The 19,996-nt window shown below is 68.1% G+C and carries 17 protein-coding genes; 7 read left to right on the plus strand and 10 right to left on the minus strand.

Going from position 1 to position 19,996, the window contains the following annotated elements; genetic code table 11:
- Positions 1–42 precede the first annotated feature (42 nt).
- Positions 43–1,575 carry a SulP family inorganic anion transporter gene (locus ACZF5Y_RS05245; protein WP_497534771.1) on the minus strand — a complete coding sequence of 511 codons (1,533 nt, stop codon included), beginning with the start codon at positions 1,573–1,575 and terminating at the stop codon, positions 43–45.
- Positions 1,576–1,724: 149 nt separating this feature from the next.
- Between ACZF5Y_RS05245 and ACZF5Y_RS05250 the strand changes: the two genes are divergently transcribed.
- The 4 genes from ACZF5Y_RS05250 (at position 1,725) to ACZF5Y_RS05265 (ending at position 6,577) form a co-directional block, all read left to right on the plus strand.
- Positions 1,725–4,028, plus strand: a complete 2,304-nt coding sequence (locus ACZF5Y_RS05250) for a bifunctional alpha,alpha-trehalose-phosphate synthase (UDP-forming)/trehalose-phosphatase (protein ID WP_497534772.1) — start codon at positions 1,725–1,727, stop codon at positions 4,026–4,028.
- 128 nt (positions 4,029–4,156) lie between these two features.
- The gene (locus ACZF5Y_RS05255) at positions 4,157–4,375 is read left to right on the plus strand and encodes a hypothetical protein (RefSeq protein ID WP_497534773.1); all 219 of its coding nucleotides are present in this window, start codon (positions 4,157–4,159) and stop codon (positions 4,373–4,375) included.
- Between the two features lie 2 nt (positions 4,376–4,377).
- A complete protein-coding gene (locus ACZF5Y_RS05260; protein ID WP_497534774.1) occupies positions 4,378–5,526 on the plus strand; it encodes a carboxylate-amine ligase in 1,149 nt (382 codons plus the stop codon).
- Between the two features lie 103 nt (positions 5,527–5,629).
- Entirely contained in the window at positions 5,630–6,577 is a 948-nt protein-coding gene (locus tag ACZF5Y_RS05265; RefSeq protein ID WP_497535301.1) for a DNA topoisomerase IB, read from the plus strand.
- Between the two features lie 10 nt (positions 6,578–6,587).
- Here the strand turns inward: ACZF5Y_RS05265 and ACZF5Y_RS05270 are convergent, their stop codons facing one another.
- Entirely contained in the window at positions 6,588–7,136 is a 549-nt protein-coding gene (locus ACZF5Y_RS05270) for a DUF6098 family protein (protein ID WP_497534775.1), read from the minus strand.
- 305 nt (positions 7,137–7,441) lie between these two features.
- Here ACZF5Y_RS05270 and ACZF5Y_RS05275 point away from each other — a divergent pair, with 305 nt between their 5' ends.
- Both ACZF5Y_RS05275 and ACZF5Y_RS05280 read left to right on the plus strand, forming a co-directional pair.
- Positions 7,442–7,708, plus strand: coding sequence for a DUF7218 family protein (locus ACZF5Y_RS05275; protein ID WP_497534776.1), 267 nt, complete (start codon positions 7,442–7,444; stop codon positions 7,706–7,708).
- Between the two features lie 51 nt (positions 7,709–7,759).
- A complete protein-coding gene (locus tag ACZF5Y_RS05280) occupies positions 7,760–8,641 on the plus strand; it encodes an SDR family oxidoreductase (RefSeq protein ID WP_497534777.1) in 882 nt (293 codons plus the stop codon).
- 17 nt (positions 8,642–8,658) lie between these two features.
- Here the strand turns inward: ACZF5Y_RS05280 and ACZF5Y_RS05285 are convergent, their stop codons facing one another.
- From ACZF5Y_RS05285 to ACZF5Y_RS05300, 4 genes are all read right to left on the minus strand, one after another.
- Positions 8,659–10,191: an ATP-binding cassette domain-containing protein gene (locus ACZF5Y_RS05285; protein ID WP_497534778.1), complete on the minus strand. Its 1,533-nt coding sequence runs from the start codon at positions 10,189–10,191 to the stop codon at positions 8,659–8,661.
- Complete coding sequence (locus ACZF5Y_RS05290) at positions 10,188–10,991, minus strand: ABC transporter permease (protein ID WP_497534779.1); 804 nt, start codon at positions 10,989–10,991, stop codon at positions 10,188–10,190. The genes ACZF5Y_RS05285 and ACZF5Y_RS05290 overlap by 4 nt, the downstream gene beginning before the upstream one ends.
- Before the next feature lie 77 nt (positions 10,992–11,068).
- Complete coding sequence (locus ACZF5Y_RS05295; protein WP_497534780.1) at positions 11,069–12,112, minus strand: ABC transporter permease; 1,044 nt, start codon at positions 12,110–12,112, stop codon at positions 11,069–11,071.
- A gap of 42 nt (positions 12,113–12,154) precedes the next feature.
- Positions 12,155–13,804 carry an ABC transporter substrate-binding protein gene (locus tag ACZF5Y_RS05300; protein WP_497534781.1) on the minus strand — a complete coding sequence of 550 codons (1,650 nt, stop codon included), beginning with the start codon at positions 13,802–13,804 and terminating at the stop codon, positions 12,155–12,157.
- A 129-nt stretch (positions 13,805–13,933) separates the two neighbouring features.
- On the opposite strand from ACZF5Y_RS05300, the gene ACZF5Y_RS05305 reads away from it, so the two are divergent.
- A complete protein-coding gene (locus ACZF5Y_RS05305) occupies positions 13,934–14,494 on the plus strand; it encodes a TetR/AcrR family transcriptional regulator (RefSeq protein ID WP_497534782.1) in 561 nt (186 codons plus the stop codon).
- Positions 14,495–14,512: 18 nt separating this feature from the next.
- Here ACZF5Y_RS05305 and ACZF5Y_RS05310 read toward each other — a convergent pair whose 3' ends face one another.
- The 4 genes from ACZF5Y_RS05310 to ACZF5Y_RS05325 form a co-directional block, all read right to left on the minus strand.
- Positions 14,513–15,994, minus strand: a complete 1,482-nt coding sequence (locus ACZF5Y_RS05310; protein ID WP_497534783.1) for an MFS transporter — start codon at positions 15,992–15,994, stop codon at positions 14,513–14,515.
- Positions 15,991–17,337 (minus strand): M20/M25/M40 family metallo-hydrolase, encoded by a 1,347-nt coding sequence (locus ACZF5Y_RS05315; protein WP_497534784.1) that lies wholly within the window; start codon positions 17,335–17,337, stop codon positions 15,991–15,993. Before ACZF5Y_RS05315 ends, ACZF5Y_RS05310 begins: the two co-directional genes overlap by 4 nt.
- A 34-nt stretch (positions 17,338–17,371) precedes the next feature.
- On the minus strand, positions 17,372–19,399 hold the full coding sequence (locus ACZF5Y_RS05320) for an oxidoreductase (RefSeq protein WP_497534785.1): 2,028 nt from the start codon (positions 19,397–19,399) through the stop codon (positions 17,372–17,374).
- A gap of 157 nt (positions 19,400–19,556) precedes the next feature.
- The gene (locus tag ACZF5Y_RS05325) at positions 19,557–19,760 is read right to left on the minus strand and encodes a cold-shock protein (RefSeq protein WP_053386532.1); all 204 of its coding nucleotides are present in this window, start codon (positions 19,758–19,760) and stop codon (positions 19,557–19,559) included.
- Positions 19,761–19,996 lie beyond the last annotated feature (236 nt).

Here is a 19,996-nt window from a genome sequence, read left to right on the forward strand (position 1 = left end):
TGAGCGATATGTGCGGTTCAGGTCTCTCTGGTGCTCCGCCAGCTACACGCTGCCGCCGAGCTCGCCCGTAAGACGGGCGTGCATCGCGCGGCTGACGGTGTTCATGCCGACGAACTCAACGGTCGCCCCGTACTGGCGGTACTTCGTCTCGATGGCGTCGAGCGCCGCCACCGTCGAGGCATCCCAGACGTGCGCGCCGGTCAAATCGATGACGACGTGCGCAGGATCACGGTGGTACTCGAAGAGCGTCGTGAGATCGTTGCTGGAGGCGAAGAAGAGCTCGCCCGTGACGGTGTAGCGCACGGACGGCTCGGTGATCCCGCCCGCCGCATCGCTCTCGTGCACCTCGCGCTGCACGTCGACGACGCGCGCGACCCGGCGCACGAACAGCACGGACGCGACGATGACGCCGCCGATGACGCCGACGGCGAGATTGTGGGTCGCGACGACGAGGGCGACGGTCGCAAGCATCACGAACGTCTCGCTCTTGGGCAGTCGCCGCAGTGTCGCGGGCGCGATCGAGTGCCAGTCGAAGGCGCCGATCGACACCATGATCATGACGGCCACGAGGGCCGCCATCGGAATCAGCGAGACCACGTCGCCGAGGGCGACCACGAGCACGAGCAGAAAGACACCGGCCAAGAACGTCGAGATGCGGGTGCGCGCTCCCGACGCCTTCACATTGATCATCGTCTGACCGATCACGGCGCAGCCGCCCATGCCGCCGAACAGCCCTGACATCATGTTCGCGATGCCCTGGCCCCAGCTCTCGCGGGTTTTGTTCGAGTGGGTGTCGGTGATCTCGTCGACGAGCTTTGCCGTCATGAGCGACTCCATGAGCCCGACGAGCGCCATCGCGAACGCGAACGGCGCGATCGTGGCGAAGGTTTCCCAGGTGAACGGCACGTGCGGAATGAAGAGTTCGGGCAGGCTCTGCGGCAGTTCGCCCTGATCGCCGACGGTCGGCACCGCGATGCGCGCGACGACCACGACGACGGTGACCACGATCACGGCGATGAGTGGTGCGGGGATGGCAGTGGTGAGCTTGGGAAAGCCGAGCAGGATCGCGATGCCGAATACCACCAGCGGGTACACGAGCCAGGGCACGCCGATGAGGTGCGGCAGCTGCGACAGCATGACGAGGATCGCGAGGGAGTTCACGAAACCGACCATGACGCTGCGCGGGATGAAGCGCATGAGCTTCGCGACGCCGCTGACGGCGAAGAGAATCTGGAAGACGCCGGCGAGGATCACCGTGGCGATGAACATGTCCATGCCGTAGGTGGGGGCGACGGGGGCGATCACGAGCGCCACGGCGCCGGTGGCCGCCGAAATCATTGCGGGCCGACCGCCGACGAATGCGATCGTCACCGCCATGATGAAGGAGGAGAAGAGCCCGACTTTGGGGTCGACCCCGGCGATGACCGAGAAGGCGATGGCTTCAGGGATCAGGGCGAGCGCGACGACGAGACCGGCGAGCACCTCACGAGTGAGGAGGCGCGGCGACCTGAGCGCGCCGAGCACGGAGGGCTCGGCAGCGGCGCGGTTCTGCGCCGCAAGGGGAGTGCGGTTCACCGGACTACTGTACCTCTGGCACGCACCGGTCTGATCGCGCCGAAGCCGAACCATCGCACGCGCGTTCCATGACCGGTCATCGGGGGTCAAGGGGCAGCGCGATCCCGGGCTCGATCAGTAGAATTCGGGTGAAGCCACTGGGAGGTGCGATGACCGGATTGCAGGGACTCACCGGAGGGCGCGAGCTGGTGATGGTGTCGAACCGCTTGCCGGTCGATCGGGTCGTCGAAGCCGATGGGTCGACGGCTTGGCGCACCTCGCCGGGAGGCCTGGTGACCGCGGTCGAGCCGATTGTCGAGCAGCTCGGCTGCGTGTGGGTGGGCTGGGCGGGCAGCGCCGACGAACACGTCGATCCGTTCGAGATCGGGCGGATGCGCCTCGAACCCGTCGAACTCTCCACCGACGACGTCGAGCTCTACTACGAGGGCTTCTCGAACGGCACGCTGTGGCCGCTCTATCACGACGTCATCGCCCCGCCCGAGTTTCACCGGCAGTGGTGGGATCGTTACCGCAAGGTGAACCAGCGCTTCGCGGAACGTGTTGCCGCGGTCGCAGCCGAGGGGGCGATCGCCTGGATCCACGACTATCAGCTGCAACTGGTGCCCGCGATGCTGCGCGAACTGCGACCCGACCTGACGATCGGCTTCTTCCTGCACATCCCCTTCCCGCCGCGCGGCCTCTTCGAGCAGTTGCCCTGGCGCCGCTCGATCATCTCGGGCCTGCTGGGTGCCGATGTCATCGGGTTCCAGCGCGTGCCCGACGCCATCAGCTTCCGCACGATCGCCGATCGCTACACGCACACGCAGGCACTGGGCAACACGATGGTGCTGCCGGCGACCACCGATGCCCCGGGCCGTACGGTGCTGGCGCAAGAGTTTCCGATCTCGATCGATGCCGCGGCGTTTGCAGAGGTCGCCCGTCGCCCAGAGACGCAGGAGCGTGCCCGCCAGATCCGCGCCGAGCTCGGCAACCCGAAGACGGTCATGCTGGGGGTGGATCGCCTGGATTACACCAAGGGAATCCGCCATCGGCTGAAGGCGTTCGACGAGCTGCTGGTCGACGATGAGATCGACGCCTCGCAGATCGTGCTGGTGCAGGTCGCGAGCCCGAGCCGTGAGCGCGTCGACGCCTACCGGCAACTGCGCGACGAAGTCGAGGTGACCGTGGGGCGCATCAACGGCGAGCACGGCACCATCGGTCACGCACCGCTCGTCTACCTGCATCGCGGGTACTCGCGCGAAGAGATGGTGGCGATGTATTTGGCCGCCGATGTGCTGGTCGTTACGCCGCTGCGAGACGGCATGAACCTCGTCGCCAAAGAGTACGTCGCGTGCCGCGAAGATGAGCAGGGCGTGCTCATTCTCAGCGAGTTCGCCGGCGCGGCCGACGAACTCCGCGACGCGCTGCTCGTGAACCCGCACGACATCGAGGGACTGAAGGCCGCGATGCTGCGGGCGGTGCACATGCCGCAGGAGGAGCAGCACCGGCGCATGCACGGCATGCGCCGCGCCGTGCACGACAACGATGTGGCGCACTGGGCGTCGGGGTTCTTGGGATCGATGACCGCGATCTCGGAATCGCGCGCGACGGCACACACCGGCGGGCCAGAAGACGGCATGACCGGGCCGATCTCGATCGTGCCCCCGGCCTTCGTGCCGCGCAGCGTCGGCGATCGGTTGCGGCGCATCGCGACTGCGTCTTCGCTGCTTGTCGCCACCGACTTCGACGGAACCATCGCGCCCATCGTGCGCCGACCGCAGGATGCAAGCATGCTGCCGCGCGCTCGCCAGGCCCTCGAACTGCTGAATGCGGCGCCCGGGGTGCGTGTCGCGCTGCTGTCGGGCCGCTCGCTCGACGGCCTGGCCGAAACCGGCACTGGCACCGGGGGTGAGGGGTGGATCATCTCGGGATCGCACGGCTCGGAACTCACCGGCCTTGAACTGCCCGGCGTCTCGGGGGCCGACGGCGGAGCACCCACGGCCGAAGAGGTCGAGTGGCTGCAGCGGGTGAATCGCCGCTTCGAACGCGTGCTCGGCGGAGAACCCGGCGTGCGACTCGAACGAAAGCCGTTCGGCATCGCAGTGCACACCCGTGAAGTGCGCGACCCCGACCAGAGTCGCGAGTTGCAGGCAGCGGCGGTCGAACTCGGCATCGCCGAGGGGTTGCACGTGCGCGAGGGCAAAGAGGTGCGCGAATTCTCGGTGCGCGCGTCGAACAAGGGTGCGGTGCTGCAGAGCATTCGCGAAGCCCTGCCCACCGGCCCTGTGCTCTTCCTGGGCGATGACGTCACCGACGAAGACGCGTTCGCCGTGCTGGGGCCCGACGATCTCGGCATCAAGGTCGGGCCAGGAGACACCGCGGCGACCGGGCGCGTGCCCGACCCGGAAACCGTCGCCGCAGTGCTCGCCCGATTGGTCGAACTGCGCACGGGCATTGTCATCGGCTCCGACTGAGCACCCCAGGCACACGCTGCCGGGCGAAATCAACCCCGCTGACACTCGATCCGCGAAATTCTACGATCGAGTGACAGGAATGCGTCGCCGGTGAACTGCCGACGACGCTCACGCAGAGGGGAACGATCATGGCTGAATTGTGGGAGCCCACGGACGAGATCGACGGCGACGAAGAGCTGGTTGTCACGGATCATCGCGATGAGGATCGCCCGCTCGTCGACGCTGATGAGGAGCAGGCGGTCGAGGTCACTGCCGATGACCCGCGCGATGCGCTGGAAGAGCTGGGAGAAGATGTCTCGTCGTCGCCCGCGCGCCGGGCTGAGGACACCGACGGAGGGGCGCTCTGAGCGTGGGCCGCGCGGACGGCGCGCGGCGGAGCTTCGGCGTCGAGGAGGAGTACCTGCTGCTCGACGCCGAATCGGGCATCCCCGTCGATCGCGCCGCACAGGTCGTTGCGTCGCGCCCGGAGCTGCGAGGCGACGTTGATCGCGAGTTCTTCGCGAGCCAACTCGAAACGGCATCACCGGTCTGCACGTCGGGAGAGGAAGCCGACGAAGCCCTGCTGCGCTTCCGCTCGGTCGCCGGAGCGGCAGCGGCGGAGGTCGGAGCTGTGCTCGCGAGTACGGGGCTGCCACCGGTCGGCGGCGAACACGAGGGATCGGTCACGCCGAAAGCTCGCTACCGCGAGATCCGCACCGAACTGCGCGCGGCAGCCGCGCACCAGTACGTCACGGGGACGCACGTGCACGTCGCCGTGCCCTCGCCCGATGCCGGGGTGATCGCGTTGCGCGGACTCGGCCGTTGGGCTCCAACACTGCTGGCGATCACGGCGAATTCGCCCGTGTGGTGCGGCGAAGAGACCGGACTCGCGAGTTGGCGGCATATCAAAAGCATGTCGTGGCCGCTCGCGGGATATCCGCCTGAGTTCGCAAACGGTGCGGAGTATGAGCGCGCGATCAGCACGCTCGTGGACACCGGGGTACTCATCGATTCCGGCGTCGTGACCTGGGTCGCGCGACTCTCAGACCGGTTTCCGACCATCGAACTGCGCATTGCCGACGCGCAGTTGCGGGCGCAAGATTCGGTGTCGTTCGCGCTCCTGGTGCGCGGACTCGTCGATCGTATTCTCACCGACGCCGAGTCGGGGATCGCTCCCGGTCCGCTGGTTCCCGGACTCGTTGACGGCGCGATCTGGATGGCGGCACGCGATGGCCTCACCGGATCGCTGATCGACCCCGTCGACGGCGCCGCACGACCGGCGTCGGCGATGCTCGACGAGATGCTCGCATTCGCGCTCCCGTCACTCGAAGCCTTCGGAGATGCCGAGCGGGTCGGCACGTATCTCGAGCAGCTGCGCATCATGGGTGGGCCGGCGCAGCATCAGCTCGCGGCGTTCCGCAAGGGCGGTGTGGACGGGCTGCTTGCTCTCTATCAAGAGGCGCAAGGTCAGGCGCCCGAGCCCGAGCAGTCGCCCTCAGATTCGCCCCCCTATGGGTGATGCGGCAGGCGGGGCCTCCGAGAGGCCCCGCCGATCCCGGGCGACGCACCGACGCGGACGCCGCGGCGAACAGATCACGCGCGAGCGATCGGGCGATGCCTTCATCTACCGTCGGGGCGGGCGGCGCGTGACTGCGGCCAAGGAGATCGCGCGAATCGAGGCACTGGCGATCCCGCCCGCCTGGAATGACGTGCGCATCGCCCGCTCGCCCGCGGCGAAAGTGCTGGCGCGCGGGATCGACGCTGCCGGCCGTACGCAGATGATTTACCATCCGAAGTTTCGCCAGCGCCGAGAACGCGAGAAATTCGCGCGTCTCGGTCGCTTCGGGACCGCGCTCCCGAAATTGCGCTCGCGGGTTGACCGTGATCTGCGCCGTCGTCGGCTCAGCCGCGAGCGGGTGGTCGCCTGCGTGATTCACCTGATCGATCTCGAATTCTTCCGCGTCGGCAATGCCGAGTACGCCGAACAGCACGGGAGTTACGGCGTGACGACGCTGCGCGAGGAGCACATCTCGGCAACTGGCAGCTCGGTGCGCTTCGACTTTGTCGGCAAGAGCGGTAAACGGCACGAGCGACGCGTCGCCGATGCTCGAGTCGCTCGCCTGATCGCGCGCCTCGAGGAGCTTCCGGGAGCCGAGGTGTTCAGATTTCTCGAAGACACGGGCGTTTCGCGGCGAGTGCGGAGCACCCATGTGAACGCGTATGTGAAGCGGGTGATGGGTGAGGAATTCACGGCGAAAGACTTTCGCACCTGGGGCGGCAGTCGGATCGCGCTTTCTGCGCTGCTGGAGCAGGATGAGTCGGAGTTCGCGACCGATCGGGCGGCCTCAGCCGCAGCGCGAGTGGCCGTGCAGGCGGCTTCGGAGCGACTGGGCAACACTCCGACGGTGACTCGTACGTCGTACATCGACCCGAGAGTGCTCGCCTTGGCGGAAGACGCCGAGGCTCGAGTTCGGCTTCGGAAGGCGCGAGCGAAGATGCGGCCGCGCGCGCATCTCAGCGTGGACGAACAGTGCTTGCTCGTGCTGCTCGCGCGGCGCGTGCAGGGGTGATCTTCGCGGCTCACTCCGCCGCGCTGGCGGAGCCCGCGGCGTCCGCGAACCGTTGGCGATAGCGGTCGCCGGCCTCCGCGATGGCGGGCTCACCCAGGACACCGATGATCGCTGCATCGGCCAAGAGCGGCTCTCCATCGGGCCCACGCCCCACGACCCGTCCGCTCGCCAGCCAGAGTGCGTCGGCGTCGAACCGGTGCTCTGCGAGGTGAGTGACCTGTCTGGCGAGCCAATCGCCGATCGGGCGATACCACCACTCCTCCGGCTGCAGCGGGTGAGCGGGCAGCCCGGGCAGTGCGAGTCCACTTTCGGCATCAATGCTGACGAGGCCGCTGAAGCTGGGCTCATGTGCCGCGAGCACGTGCAACTGGGGGTGGCGTCGCAGCAGAGATTCCACTTCATACAGCGAGTCGATGCTGCGCGAGCGTCGATCATCTTCGGGCGTGGACTGCGCCGTGAGTCCGTCGACCCAGGCGTGATCGTGGCCGAGCGGCTCGAGGTACTCGAGCCCGAAATCAAAGGGTACGTCTGCTGCGCCTCCCGGCATCACGAGTCCCACGCTGAACCTCCCGTTCGTGTCGTTCGAGCTGACCATCGACCTGGCCGGGCGCGGTGCGCACTGATTGAGAGCTGCGATCGCTGCTGTGGTCTCGATGCTACGAGTGATGCCCCCGGCGTGACGAGCCCCTTGCGTTCCACCGCGCGAGGCAGTTACCGTCTGCGCCTCCGCGCGGTCGGACGTGCCATCTCGCGCCCCATGCGATGAACGACCGGAGGCTAACAATGCCGCGCTGACCTGTCGAGGCCCTGCGGAGCGGTCGATTCGCGGCGTAGCGTCGAGTGCAGACGACGAAAGGATGACGCATGCCGAAGTCGAACACCCCGCAGGTGAAGGATCCCGAGCTGTACGAACGTCTTCGCGATGAGGGCAATTCTGCCGAGAAGGCGGCCCGAATCTCGAATCCCGCCGCGAAAGAAGGCCGTTCAACGATTGGCCGTCGCGGCGGCAACGCTGAAGATTATGAGGATCGCACCGTGCCTGAACTGCGCCATCGCGCGAAAGAGCTCGGTCTCAGCGGTTACTCCGGGCTGCGCAAAGCAGAGCTCATCGAGTTGCTGCGCGACCACTGACGTCCCCCGCTGACGCACAGCATGCCGACGACACGAAGAAGAGGAGCACGCATGACCCCGAATCTCGACCCCCGAACGAAGTACCCGAAAGCGCCGCTGCCTCAGCAGGAACAGCCCAGCCAGCCCGGACTCACCCAGCCAATGCAGCCGCAGCCCGACCACGGCGAAGACACCTATCGGGGGAGCGGTCGTCTGGCCGGATATCGCGCCCTCATCACGGGCGGAGACTCGGGCATCGGTCGCGCCGTTGCCATTGCGTACGCGCGAGAAGGCGCTGACGTCGCGATCGCCTATCTGCCCGAAGAGCAGGAGGACGCTGAGCAGACTCTGGCCGCGGTTGAGCAGGCGAATCGGAAGGGCGTGCTGCTGCCCGGCGACCTGCGTCGCGAATCAGACTGCATCCAGACTGTTGAGCGCGCCTTCCAGGAACTCGGCGGGCTCGACATCCTGGTACTGAACGCAGCGACGCAGCGCGAGCGCGCAGACAACGCAGCGATCTCGCGAGACGCGGTCGAGCAGGTGTTCGCGACCAACCTCGTAGCCCCGATCCTGCTTTTCCGCGAGGCAGCACCGCACTTGCAGCCGGGAGCCAGCGTCATCGTCTCCGCTTCCGTGCAGGCGTACCAGCCCTCACCCGATCTGCTCGACTATGCCATGACGAAAGCGGCCCTCGTCGCCTTCACACACGCGCTCGCCGAGCAGCAAGGCGAACGCGGGGTACGCGTGAATGCGGTCGCTCCGGGGCCCATCTGGACCCCACTGATTCCGGCGACGGGCTGGGACCAGAAGCAGGTGCACTTCGGCGAAGACACCCCGCTCGGGCGCCCAGGACAGCCAGCCGAGCTCGCGGGGGCCTATGTCTACCTCGCCTCAGAGGAAGCCTCATACGTGTCAGGTGCAGTAGTGCCCGTGACCGGTGGCAAGCACCTGTAACCGGGGTCCGCCGCGCCTCACACGAGCGCGAGCATCTCGCGCGTGAACGGGTGCTGCGGGTTCGCGAAGACCACCTCCGTCGCCCCGCGCTCGACGACCTCGCCGTGCTGCATAATGATCAGCCGGTCGCAGACGGTGCGCACGGCCGCGAGGTCGTGCGAGACGAACACGATCGCGACCCCGTGCTCGCGCTGCAGTGAGCTCAGCAGTCGCAGGATCCCGGCCTGCGTCGCCACGTCGAGCGCCGAGACCGGTTCGTCGCAGACGAGCACGTCGGGGCGAGCCGCCAGTGCGCGGGCGATCGCGACGCGCTGGCGTTGACCGCCCGAGAGCGTTATCGGGAAGCGGTCCAGCACATCGGCGCCGAGCCCGACTTCGGCCAGCAGCTCCTCAGCGGTGCGCCGGGCGCCCGTCGCATCGGCGCGCACGGAGGTTTCGATGATGCGGCGCACGCGCCAGCGCGGGTCGAACGTCGCGAGGGGATCCTGCGGAATCAGGCGAACCTGCGCAGCCGCATCGGTCCGTTCGAGGCGACCCGCATCGAGGCGCTCGGCACCGGCGAGGATGCGCGCGAGCGTGGTCTTCCCGGCACCGGATTCGCCGACCACGCCGACGGCCTCGCCGCGCCGCACGTCGAGGTCCACGCCGATGATTCCGGCGAGGTCACCCGTCGGGGTTGCGAACTGCCGGCTCGCTGCGCTGAGCGCGAGCAGGGGAGCGCCGGGTTGCCCGGTGGGGCCGGGCTTCGGTCCGTGCGGGGTGGCAGCGACCAGCGCACGTGTCGCGCGATGCTGCGGGCGGTGCAAGATGTCGTCGGTCGCCCCCGACTCGACGATGCGACCGTCGTCGATGACGAGGATGCGATCGGCGAGCTGCTCCACGCTGCGCAGGTCGTGGCTGATGAACAGCACCCCGGTGCCGCGATCCCGAATCTCAGCGAAGAGGTCGAGTACGCGGGCGGCCGTGGTCGGGTCGAGCGCGGTCGTGGGTTCGTCGGCGATGAGGATCGCCGGGTCTCCCGAGAGGGCTGCCGCGATCAGGGCGCGCTGACGCATGCCGCCGGAGAGCTCGGGAGAGCGCTGCCGCAGGCGGTCGGCGGCGCCGGGCAGACCTGCTTCGGTCAACGCCTTGACGACGCGCGACCGACGCTCGCTGCGCGGCACCCGGCGGATTGCAAGGGTCTCGCCGACCTCGTCCCCGATGGTGCGCAACGGGTCGAGCGACTGCAGCGCGTCTTGCAGCACGAGGCCGATCGCGTTGCCGCGCACGGCCCGCCAAGCTCGCTGTGATGCGTTTCTCAGCTCGCGGCCGTCGACGATGAGGCGATCCGATGCGACCGACCAGCCCGGCTCGGCTTGCACGAGCCCCAGGAGCGCGCGGGCGAGCACCGACTTGCCGGCGCCCGAGGCCCCCACGACGGCGACGCACTCGCCTGCTGCGACCGAGAACGAGATCTCTTCGAGCACCGAAACGCGACGGCGCCCTCGCCCGAGCCCGACCTCGAGGCCGGCGACCTCTAGCACGGGAGCAGCGCCGGCGACCGCACTCATGCGCGGCCCCCCTTCGCCAGGGCGCGGCCGATCACCGTCAGCGCCGTCGCAGTCACGACGATTGCGAGACCGGGGAAAACGGTCATCCACCACGCGGTGGTGAGATACACGCGGCCGGCGTTCAGCATGGCGCCCCACTCGGGTGACGGCGGTTCCGTGCCGAGCCCCAGGAAGCCGAGCGCAGAGACCCACACGATCGCCTGCCCGACTCCGAGCGTCGCGGCCGAGACGAGCGGCCACGCCGCGTTCGGAGCGATGTGGCGCACGAACCTGCGGGGAGCCGAGACCTCGTCGAGACGAGCCCACTCCACGTACCCACTGGCAGCCACGCGCCGCGCGGTGCCGCGGAGCAGGCGCGCGTACCCGGGAATCGTTGCGAGCCCGATTGCCAGAATCGAGGCGCGCGGGCCGCCGCCCATGACCGAGATGAAGAGCAAGGCGAGCACGAGTGTCGGCAGTGCGAAGAGCACCTCGAACACGCGCGCGAGTGCCGCGTCGACCAATCGCGGGCCCACGCCCGACGCGAAGCCGAGCACCGCACCGACGCCGACGCCGATGGCGGTGGCTGCGAGCCCGATGCCGAGCGACGCGCTCGTGCCGTGCACGATGCGGGCGGCGATGTCGCGCCCCGATTCGTCGGTGCCGAACGGGTGCGCCCAGGAGGGCGGTTGAAACGCGTCGGACGGGTGGATCGCGAGCGGGTCCGTGGGCGCGAGTACCTGTGGCGCAATGACGGCGAGCACTGCGACGGCGAGCACGAGCAGGCTGAGTACTCCCGGCCACCCGAGTGCGGTCCGCACCTGGCCTCCGCGGGGGCGCCGTTGGGTGACGCGTCGCGGGGCGAGGTTCCCAGGAGTGCTCTTCAGCGAACCGCCGCTCACAGAGCCACCTCGCTGTCAGTGCGCACTCGCACCCGCACCGCCGGATCGATGAGCCGTTCGGCGATATCGGCGACCAGCATCACGGCGACGTACAGCAGCGCGATGATCGAGACAACGCCCATGACCACGGGCACATCGCGCACGGACGCGGCTTCGAGCAGCAAGCGGCCGAGTCCCGGGCGAGCGAAGAGCGCCTCGACCACGACCGCGCCGCTGAGCAGCGACCCGTATGCCCAACCCGAGAGCGCGATCGCCGGGAGTGCGGCGTGGCGCAGTGTGTGGGCGAGGAGCACGCGCGTCTCGCTGGCGCCGCGAGCGCGAGCGGTGGCGGCGAACGGTTGCGATCCGGCCTCCTCAAGTGAGCCGTGCATGACGTGCGCGAGATACCCGGCGATCGGAACCGCGAGGGTCAGCACGGGCAGCACGAGAGACGCCGGCGAGTGGCTCGAGCTCGTCGCGGGGAACCAGTGCAGTGCGCCGGCGAAGATCAGGATGCCGACGGCGCCGAGGAAGAATTGCGGAATCACGGATGAAACGGTGGCGATCCCGGAAAGTGCGGCCCGAGCAGCACGCCCCCAGCGTCCGCGGCCGAGCACCCCGAGCAACGCGCCGGCCAAAGTGAATGCCCAGGCCACGACGAGTGCAAGCGTCGAAATGAGCACTGTCGGCCAGAAATTCGCCGCGAGCAACCCGCTCACCGGTTGCTTGCGTGCGTACGAGTCCCCGAACTGCAGCGTCGCGGTGTTCCAGAGCTGCGTCAGATACTGCACCGCGATCGGCTGGTCCAGGCCGTAGGCGATGCGCGCCCTCTCGAAGGCCTCGGGGGTGGCCTGCGAGCCGGGGCCGCCCATGATTGCCTCAAGCGGATCACCCGACACGCGAAGCGCGATGAACACAATGGTTGCGGTGATCCAGACCACGAGCACCGCCGAGCCGACGCGGCGCAGCACCGCGCCGCCGATGCGACGCGCCCGCAGGCGTGAGGCATCGGCGCGCGGTGCTGCGCCCCGCGATGTGCGGGGATGCTCGGAAGTGCTCACTGCAGCAGTGTGCCGTATTCAGGGCTCCGGAGGGGATTTCGGTTACTTCGTGAGCTTCGCGTTGATGAACGTCGGCGTCGCGATCGTGCCGAGCGTCGTCACCCCGGTCGCGCCGTTCACGAGGAAGTGGTTCTGCTGATCATAGAGTGGCAGGATCGCGTAGCTTTCGAGCACGCGCTGCTGCGCGTCGGAGTAGATCGCGTCGCGCTTCGCCGTATCCTGCTCGGCGGCGGCTGCGTCGAGGAGCTGGTCGAGCTCGGGGTCGTTGAGCTGCGCGTGATTCGCGAAGTAGCCCGACGGCGCCGGCGTGATGCCGTCCGAGTGGTAGAGGAAGCGCAGCACGTCCGGTCCGACCTTCGTGTACGGCGCGTCGACGGCCTCGTACTCGTTTGCGCCGAGCTTGCCGTACCAGGTGCTCAGATCGACGGGCTCAAGCTGCACGTCGAAACCGACCGCGGCCGTATTCGCCTGGACCTGCTCGAAGAGCGACTGCTCCGCGGCGACCGACTGGTTCGTGCTCACCGGGAAGCGCACGGTGAGTCGCTTCCCGTCCTTCTCGCGCACGCCGTCGCTGCCGGCGGTCCAACCGGCGTCATCGAGCAGTTTCGCCGCAGCCTGCGCGTCGGTGGCGAAGAGGTCATCGTCGGAGGTCGCCGCAGGTTCCGTGCTGGCGAGGGGGGAGAAGCTCTGCGTCGCGGTGCCCTGGAAGAGCGACACGATGCCCGGGCCTGGGTCGGCCGCGCGCACGAACGCCTCGCGCACCCGGATGTCGTCGAACGGCGCCTGGCCCGTGTTGAGCTCGATGCGGTTCACCGAGCCGGGGCGGGGAGCATCGATATGGGTGAAGCCGGCGCCGTCGGCGGCGACGATATCGCTGGGAAGCGGGTTGTCGATCACGTCGACCTCGCCCGAGGCGAGGGCCGACTGACGCGTCGCGGCATCGGGGATGAAGCGCCATTCGATGGCGTCCAGGGAGGCGGCACCCTCATGGTCTGCCTCGGGGCCCGGCGTGCGGTAGTCGTCGTTGCGCACGAGCGTCACGCTCTGCTGCGGCTTCCAGCTGTCGACGATGAAGGGGCCGGTGCCGATGGGCGCCTGGCAGTTCTCGTCGATGCCGCGCGCGATGCCGGCAGGAGACTCGATGGCGTTCCACTGCTGACTCAGCGATTCGAGCAGCGCGGAGTCCGGCGACGACAGGTGGAACCGCACGTGCGTGGCATCGACGGGCTCGACGCTCTGCACTTTCGACACGGCGAGCACGCCGGTTGACGACCCGGTGTCCGGATCCTGCAGGTGCTCGATGTTTGCCTTGACGGCTTCCGCGTCGAACGGGGTGCCGTCGGTAAAGGTGACGTCGCTCTGCAGCGTGAAGTCCCAGGTGAGGCCATCGGCGCTGGTGGTCCACTCGGTGGCGAGCCAGGGCGTAATGGTGCCGTCGGCATCGCGGCCCACGAGCGGTTCGAGGTACTGCGTCGAGATCAGTGCCTGCGGGTAGTTGCCGCCGACGTGCGGGTCGAGGCAGGTGGGTTCGGCGTCGCCGGTCGCGTAGACGAGCGTGCCGCCATCCACCGTCTCCGGTTCCGCGGCGGTGCCGCCCCCGGCGCACGCGGCGAGGGTGAGTGCGCTCGCCGCCGCGATGGCGGTCAGGGCAAGCGTGCGCGGAAGTGTGCGGGGGCGGTGCTGCGAGGCCATGCGGCGGCTCCTCGGGTTCGGGCGATCCACTGTTGTTGGATTGAGTTCAACAAGCCGAGTGTAGTCGATCTGTGCGCAAGCCCGCACCTGCACGGGAAATCCGGGGTGATCGGCCGATACAGTGAGAGCATGTCTTCGACTCGTGGGCGCCCGCACGCCTCCTCTCGCGAGATGCTCGCGGATGCCGCGTGCGAGCTTTTTCTCGAGCGAGGGTACGAGGCGACCTCGGTGACTGAGGTGACCCGCCGAGCGGGCGTGAGTCGATCCAGCTTCTTCAACTACTTCGCGTCAAAATCAGAGATTCTCTGGTACGTCTTCGACCGCCGGATCGCGGCGCTCGATGCCGCACTCGCCGATGCCTCGGTACCGGTCGCAACGGCACTGCGCGTGTTCGCCGCGGGGGAGCACCCTGACACGCTCGCACTCGCCGTCGCCGAAGCGCGCACGATGGGCGTGGAGGAAGAACTGGCCGCCGGTCGCGCAGAGCGCCAGCTCCGTATTGCCGACCTCGTGGGCGCGCGACTGCGACGCGACGGCGTCAACGCACTGGTCGCTGAGATCCACGCAGCGGGCTACGCAGCTGCGCTCGTGAGCACGGTCTGGCGCTGGGCGCACCTCGGAGCCGGGCGACACCAGCTCAACGCGCTGCTGCTCGACTCGCTCGACGCGGCCGACACGGTGTTCGCCTAGACGAATCGCGGTGCGGGATCACCCCGCCTGCGACGGCAACACCGGCTCCGGTACACTCTCCCGATCGCGGAACGCCTGCTGTGGCACGATGAACCTCAGAGCGATAGCAGCGACCAGGGCTGATCCGCCGCAGACGCACCACACGATGACATAGCCGGTGAACGACCCCGCGGTGCCCCCGCCGGCTTCAGCGCCCGCGGCTCCTGCAGCTCCCGCAACACCGTGCATCAGGGCGATCCCGAAGATCGCGGAGGCGATGGCGCCGCCGACGGTCTTCGTCGAATTGGTGAGGCCGGTCGCGACGCCCGTGAGATGATCCGGCGCACCGGCCGCGGCCGCTGCGGGGAGTGCGGCGACCAAAGCGCCCGAGCCCAGGCCCGCGATCATCATGTTGGTGACCATGTGGGTGTACGTGTCGTGGAACGGGAGGAAGAGCAGGTATCCGATCGCGACGAGCAGCGCGGCGCCCGCGAGCGTGTTGCGGGGCGTGCTGAGCCGGGCGACGAACGGGTAGAGCAATGCGCCGATCACCATCGCAATGAGATACAGCCCGATGACAAGCGAAGTCGCGAAGCCGCCGATGCCGAGGCCGTACCCCGCGGACTCGGGGTCGGTGCGAATGAACGTCGAGAGGGGCGCTTGAGCCCCGAGCACACTCATACCGAAGAGGGCGGCGGTGACGAAGACCGGGGCGAGCGCCGGCGAACGGAACATGCGCACGTCGATCAATGGGTCGGGATGGCGCAGCTCCCAGCGCGCGAACGGCACGACGAGCACGAGGCCGAGCAGTACGACCGCCCAGGCGATCACGCTTCCTACGCCCTGCAGCCGCAGCAGGCTCAGGCCACCGGTGAAGGCCAGGAGCGCCACGGTGATGAGCATGAGACCGACGTAATCGAGGCGGCCGCCGAGCTGCTCGGGCGACTCCGTGACACCGAAAGCGATCACGAAGAAGCACAGCGTGACGAGAATCCCCGGTACGAGCAGGACGCCGAAGATCGGGAACGAGTCGATCAGTTGCCCGCCGATGAGTGCCCCCGAGATCGCGCCGGTCTCGAGCGCGGCGACGAGAATGCCGGCGGCGCGAGCGGTGAGCAGCGAACGGCCGTCGCGGCCGGCGGTACGCGACCAGATCAGTGCGATTTCGAGCGGCAGCCACACGACGTAGACGCCCTGCAGTGTCCACGCTGCGAGGAAGAGCGGGAAGGTCTGAGCGAACGGCAGCGCAAGGCTGGCGACGGCGGTGATCGCGGTCGACCAGAGCAGGATCCGCTTATGCCCGACCATGTCGCCGAGTTTGGCGAGCGCCGGCACGACCAGTGCCGACAGCATCAACTGCGAGCCCTCAAGCCAGTTCACATCGGCATCGGGCACATCGAGGTGACGCGCGATGTTGGAGAGCATGGGGGTGTAATAGCCCTGCAGAAACCCACTTGTGAACTCGACGAACGCCAGAAAGCCGACGATGCCGGCGAGTACGCCGAGCCGCACGCGGGTCATGCGGCCGAATCCCCGCCGGGCAGGCCCTCGATGAGGCTGCGGTGGAAACGGGTGCCGCGCTCGAGTTCGACGACAGCGACTCGTTCGTCGACGCCGTGGATGGTCGCGCGGAGCTCGGCTGACATGGCGAGCGGTGCGAATCGGTAGACCGCGGGGGCGAATCGATGGAAATGCCGCGAGTCGGTGGCGGCCATCATGATGTACGGCACCGTTTCGGCAGACGGATGCGATTGGCCGACCGCGTGTGCGATGAGTCGGAATTGCGTGTTCTCGCTCGACGATTCGGGTGAGGGCTCCTCACCGTCGACGACCTCGATCGTGACTCGCCGGTCGGCGATCCGGCGGCGAATACGGTCGGTGGTCCGCGCTACCGATTCGCCGAGGGCGATGCGCAGATTGACGGTGGCGTTCGCCTGCGAGGGGAGCACGTTTGCGGCGGTGCCGCCCGCGAACATCGTCGGGGCGACCGTGGTGCGTACCATCGCGGCGGGTTCGCCCCCGAGCCGCGCGAACACCCGTGCGGTGAGCCAGGGCTTCGCCGCCAGTAAACGATACAGCGGTCGTGCGGCACCGCCCGAGCGCGGCGCGAAGCGCGCGAGCATGCGGGTGACCCCCTCCGGGGCGTGCGCGGGGAAGGTGCCTGGTGTGAGACGTCCGACAGCCCGCGCGATGCGTGCGACCGCGGTGAGCGACGGAGGGGCTGACGCGTGACCGCCGTCTCCTCGGGCGCTCAGCCGCACCGTCATCGGGCCTTTTTCGCCGACACCAACCATCGCGGCCTGCCCGCGCACGAAGGGCAGCGGGGCATCGACCACGGCCCCGCCCTCATCGAGGACGAGCCAGGGAGTGATGCCGCGTTCCTGGAACGTCTGTGCAATGGTGCGCGCCGCCTCGCCGAACGTCTCCTCATTGCCGCCGAACGACAGATAGACGTCGCGAGCGGGCACGAAGTTGTCGGTGAGGAGTGCCTCGACGGCCTCGAGGACGACGAGCAACGGCCCCTTGTCATCGAGTGCGCCGCGGCCGTACACGAAACCGTCGGCAATGCGTCCGTCGAACGGGGGGTGGGTCCAGGCATCGGACGCATCAACGGGTACCACGTCGAAGTGCGCCATCAGCACCACCGGGTCGAGCGCGGAATCGGCACCGCGCCAGTGGAAGAGCAGCCCGAGATCGGTGATGCGCTCGCGCTGCAGGTCGGCATGCACCCGCGGGTAGAGCTCCTCGAGCAGCGCGACGAAGGCCTCGAAGGGTTCGGCCCCGCGCTCGTCGATCTCCGCCGACACCGTCGGAATCTGGATCATGCGCGAGAGGCGCTCCGCTGCACCGGATGAGCTCGTCATGGCATTACCGTATCCGATCGTCGTTCCGCGGCCGTCACAGTGCGGCCGCGAGTCGAGTGCCCTGATCGATCGCCCGTTTCGCGTCGAGCTCGGCCGCGACATCGGCGCCGCCGATCACATGCGACGCGCGCCCAGCCGCGAGCAATTCGTCGTGCAGCTCTCGTGCCGGGTCTTGGCCGGTGCAGAGCACGATGGTGTCGACCTCCACGGTGCGCAGGGCACCATCGACGCTGATGTGCAACCCGGCGTCATCGATCGCGAGGTATTCGGCGCCTGCGATCATCTGCACCCCGCGGCGCGCGAGTTCGGTGCGGTGGATCCATCCGGTGGTCTTGCCGAGGCCGGCACCGAGCTTCCCCGATTTGCGCTGCAGCATTACGACCGAACGCTTCAGCCGAGTTTCCACTGGGACGGTGAGCCCGCCCGCGCGCGCGTATTCCGCGTCGACGCCCCAGTGCGCGAGGAACCCCGAGACATCCCGCGGGTCTTCCACGTGATCGGTCGTGAGAAACTCGGCGACGTCGAAGCCGATACCTCCGGCGCCCAGGATCGCGACGCGGTCGCCGACCGGCACGCGATCGCGCAGCACGTCGAGATAGCCGACGACGCTCGAGTGGTCGAGCCCGGAGATCTCAGGCCGTCTCGGCTGCACCCCCGTGGCGAGGACGACTTCGTCGAATGCCCTTGCGTTGAGTTCGGCGGCGCTCACCCGCTCGCCGAGGCGCAGTTCGACACCGGTCTCGGCGATCCGGCCCGAAAAGTAGCGCAGGGTCTCGCGGAACTCGCTCTTGCCCGGAACCTGCAGCGCCACATTGAGTTGGCCGCCGATGCGCGAGTCGGCCTCGTAGAGCACCACCTCGTGGCCCCGGGATGCCGCCGTGGTGGCGCACGCCAACCCGGCCGGGCCCGAGCCGACGACCGCGATGCGTTTGCGCCGGGTGGTGGGGGCGATGACCAGCTCGGTCTCGTGAGCGGCGCGCGGGTTCACGAGGCACGAGGCGACCTTGCCCGCGAAGGTGTGATCGAGGCAGGCCTGATTGCAGCCGATGCAGGTATTGATGCGCTCCGGAGTACCGGCGGCCGCCTTCGCCACGAACTCGGGGTCCGCGAGGAAGGGGCGGGCGAGCGACACCATGTCGGCGCAACCGTCGGCGAGCAGCCGCTCAGCCGTCTCGGGAGTATTGATGCGGTTCGTGGTGATCAGCGGGATCGACACCGCACCCATGAGCCGGTGCGTGACCCACGAGAACGCGCCGCGCGGTACCGAGCTCGCGATGGTCGGGATGCGCGCCTCGTGCCACCCGATACCGGTATTGAGCAGCGTCGCACCGGCGGCTTCGACATCGAGCGCGAGCGCAATGACTTCGTCGAGCGTGGACCCGTCGGGCACGAGATCGAGCATGGAGAGGCGGTAGATCAGGATGCCGTCGTCGCCGACCGCCTCGCGCACCCGCCGCACGATCTCACACGGAAAGCGGCGGCGGCGTTCGGCATCACCGCCCCAGCGATCCTCACGATGGTTCGTGTGCGCCGCCGCGAACTCGTTGATGAGGTAGCCCTCCGAGCCCATGACCTCGACACCGTCGTACCCGGCTTCGCGAGCAAGACGAGCCGTGCGAGCGAAATCGTCGATGGTGCGCTCGATCTCGGCGTCGCTGAGTTCGCGCGGGGCGATGGGAGAGATGGGGGCCTGCACCGGGCTCGGCGCCACGATATCGGCGTGCGCACCGTAGCGGCCGGAGTGCAATACCTGGAGCAGGATGCGCCCGCCCACCTCGTGCACCGCGTCGGTCACCAGGCGGTGGTCGGCGACATCGTCTGCGTCGGTGAGCATCGCGGCATGAGCGGTCAAACGGCCCTCGGGATTCGGCGCGACCCCGCCGGTGACGATGAGCCCCGCACCAGCGACGGCCCGCTCGCGGTAGAACGCGGCGAGCCGTTCGAAGCCACCGGGCAGCTCTTCAAGGCCCACGTGCATCGAGCCCATCAGCACGCGGTTCGGGAGGGTGATGCCGCCCAGGCGCAGTGGGGCGAGGAGGTGCGGGTACGTCTGCGTCGACATGGAGCTCCGGGTGTTCTCGGATCGGATCGCCCGGCCGTGCGGCACGAGCGCGATGCTCCGAATGTAGCGATGCTCTGAAAACCTGTCGACACAAATGTGCCGAATATACAAAAACGAGGTGCGGGGGACACCCCCGCACCTCGAATATTCGCGCGACTTAGAGTGCGCGGATGTTGCTTGCCTGCAGGCCCTTGGGGCCCTGCTCGACGTCGAATTCGACCTTCTGCTCTTCGAAGAGGTCGCGACGGCCGTTGCCCTGGATCGCGCTGAAGTGCGCGAAGACATCGGATCCGCCGTCATCGGGCGTGATGAAGCCGAAGCCCTTTTCGGAGTTGAACCATTTCACGGTGCCGGTGGCCATACTGTTTTCCTTCATGTTGCTGGTCGCAGATGCGACCGGGGTGCCACGGCGACGGCGCCGACGTGGAGACTGGTAGCGTGCCGCATCGCTGCGGCAAATAAAACGTGCTGGAGAATCCCTACGTTCGGCATTACTGGTCTTACTCTGTGAGCCTATCCCACGGTGTGACATGGCGCGAGCGTCGGCTACGTAATCGTTACCTTGGGTGACGATTGTTCATTCGGCTTGACAGTTGC

Source organism: Leucobacter sp. WKLB1 (assembly GCF_059696215.1).

Bases quoted from the DNA above. Each gene is read 5' to 3' on its own strand.
- ACZF5Y_RS05325 (WP_053386532.1), bottom strand. From the start codon at position 19,760: ATGGCCACCGGCACCGTGAAATGGTTCAACTCCGAAAAGGGCTTCGGC.
- ACZF5Y_RS05320 (WP_497534785.1), bottom strand. From the start codon at position 19,399: ATGTCGACGCAGACGTACCCGCACCTCCTCGCCCCACTGCGCCTGGGC.
- ACZF5Y_RS05275 (WP_497534776.1), top strand. From the start codon at position 7,442: ATGCCGAAGTCGAACACCCCGCAGGTGAAGGATCCCGAGCTGTACGAA.
- ACZF5Y_RS05300 (WP_497534781.1), bottom strand. From the start codon at position 13,804: ATGGCCTCGCAGCACCGCCCCCGCACACTTCCGCGCACGCTTGCCCTG.
- ACZF5Y_RS05280 (WP_497534777.1), top strand. From the start codon at position 7,760: ATGACCCCGAATCTCGACCCCCGAACGAAGTACCCGAAAGCGCCGCTG.
- ACZF5Y_RS05250 (WP_497534772.1), top strand. From the start codon at position 1,725: ATGACCGGATTGCAGGGACTCACCGGAGGGCGCGAGCTGGTGATGGTG.
- ACZF5Y_RS05310 (WP_497534783.1), bottom strand. From the start codon at position 15,994: ATGACCCGCGTGCGGCTCGGCGTACTCGCCGGCATCGTCGGCTTTCTG.
- ACZF5Y_RS05305 (WP_497534782.1), top strand. From the start codon at position 13,934: ATGTCTTCGACTCGTGGGCGCCCGCACGCCTCCTCTCGCGAGATGCTC.
- ACZF5Y_RS05285 (WP_497534778.1), bottom strand. From the start codon at position 10,191: ATGAGTGCGGTCGCCGGCGCTGCTCCCGTGCTAGAGGTCGCCGGCCTC.
- ACZF5Y_RS05255 (WP_497534773.1), top strand. From the start codon at position 4,157: ATGGCTGAATTGTGGGAGCCCACGGACGAGATCGACGGCGACGAAGAG.
- ACZF5Y_RS05315 (WP_497534784.1), bottom strand. From the start codon at position 17,337: ATGACGAGCTCATCCGGTGCAGCGGAGCGCCTCTCGCGCATGATCCAG.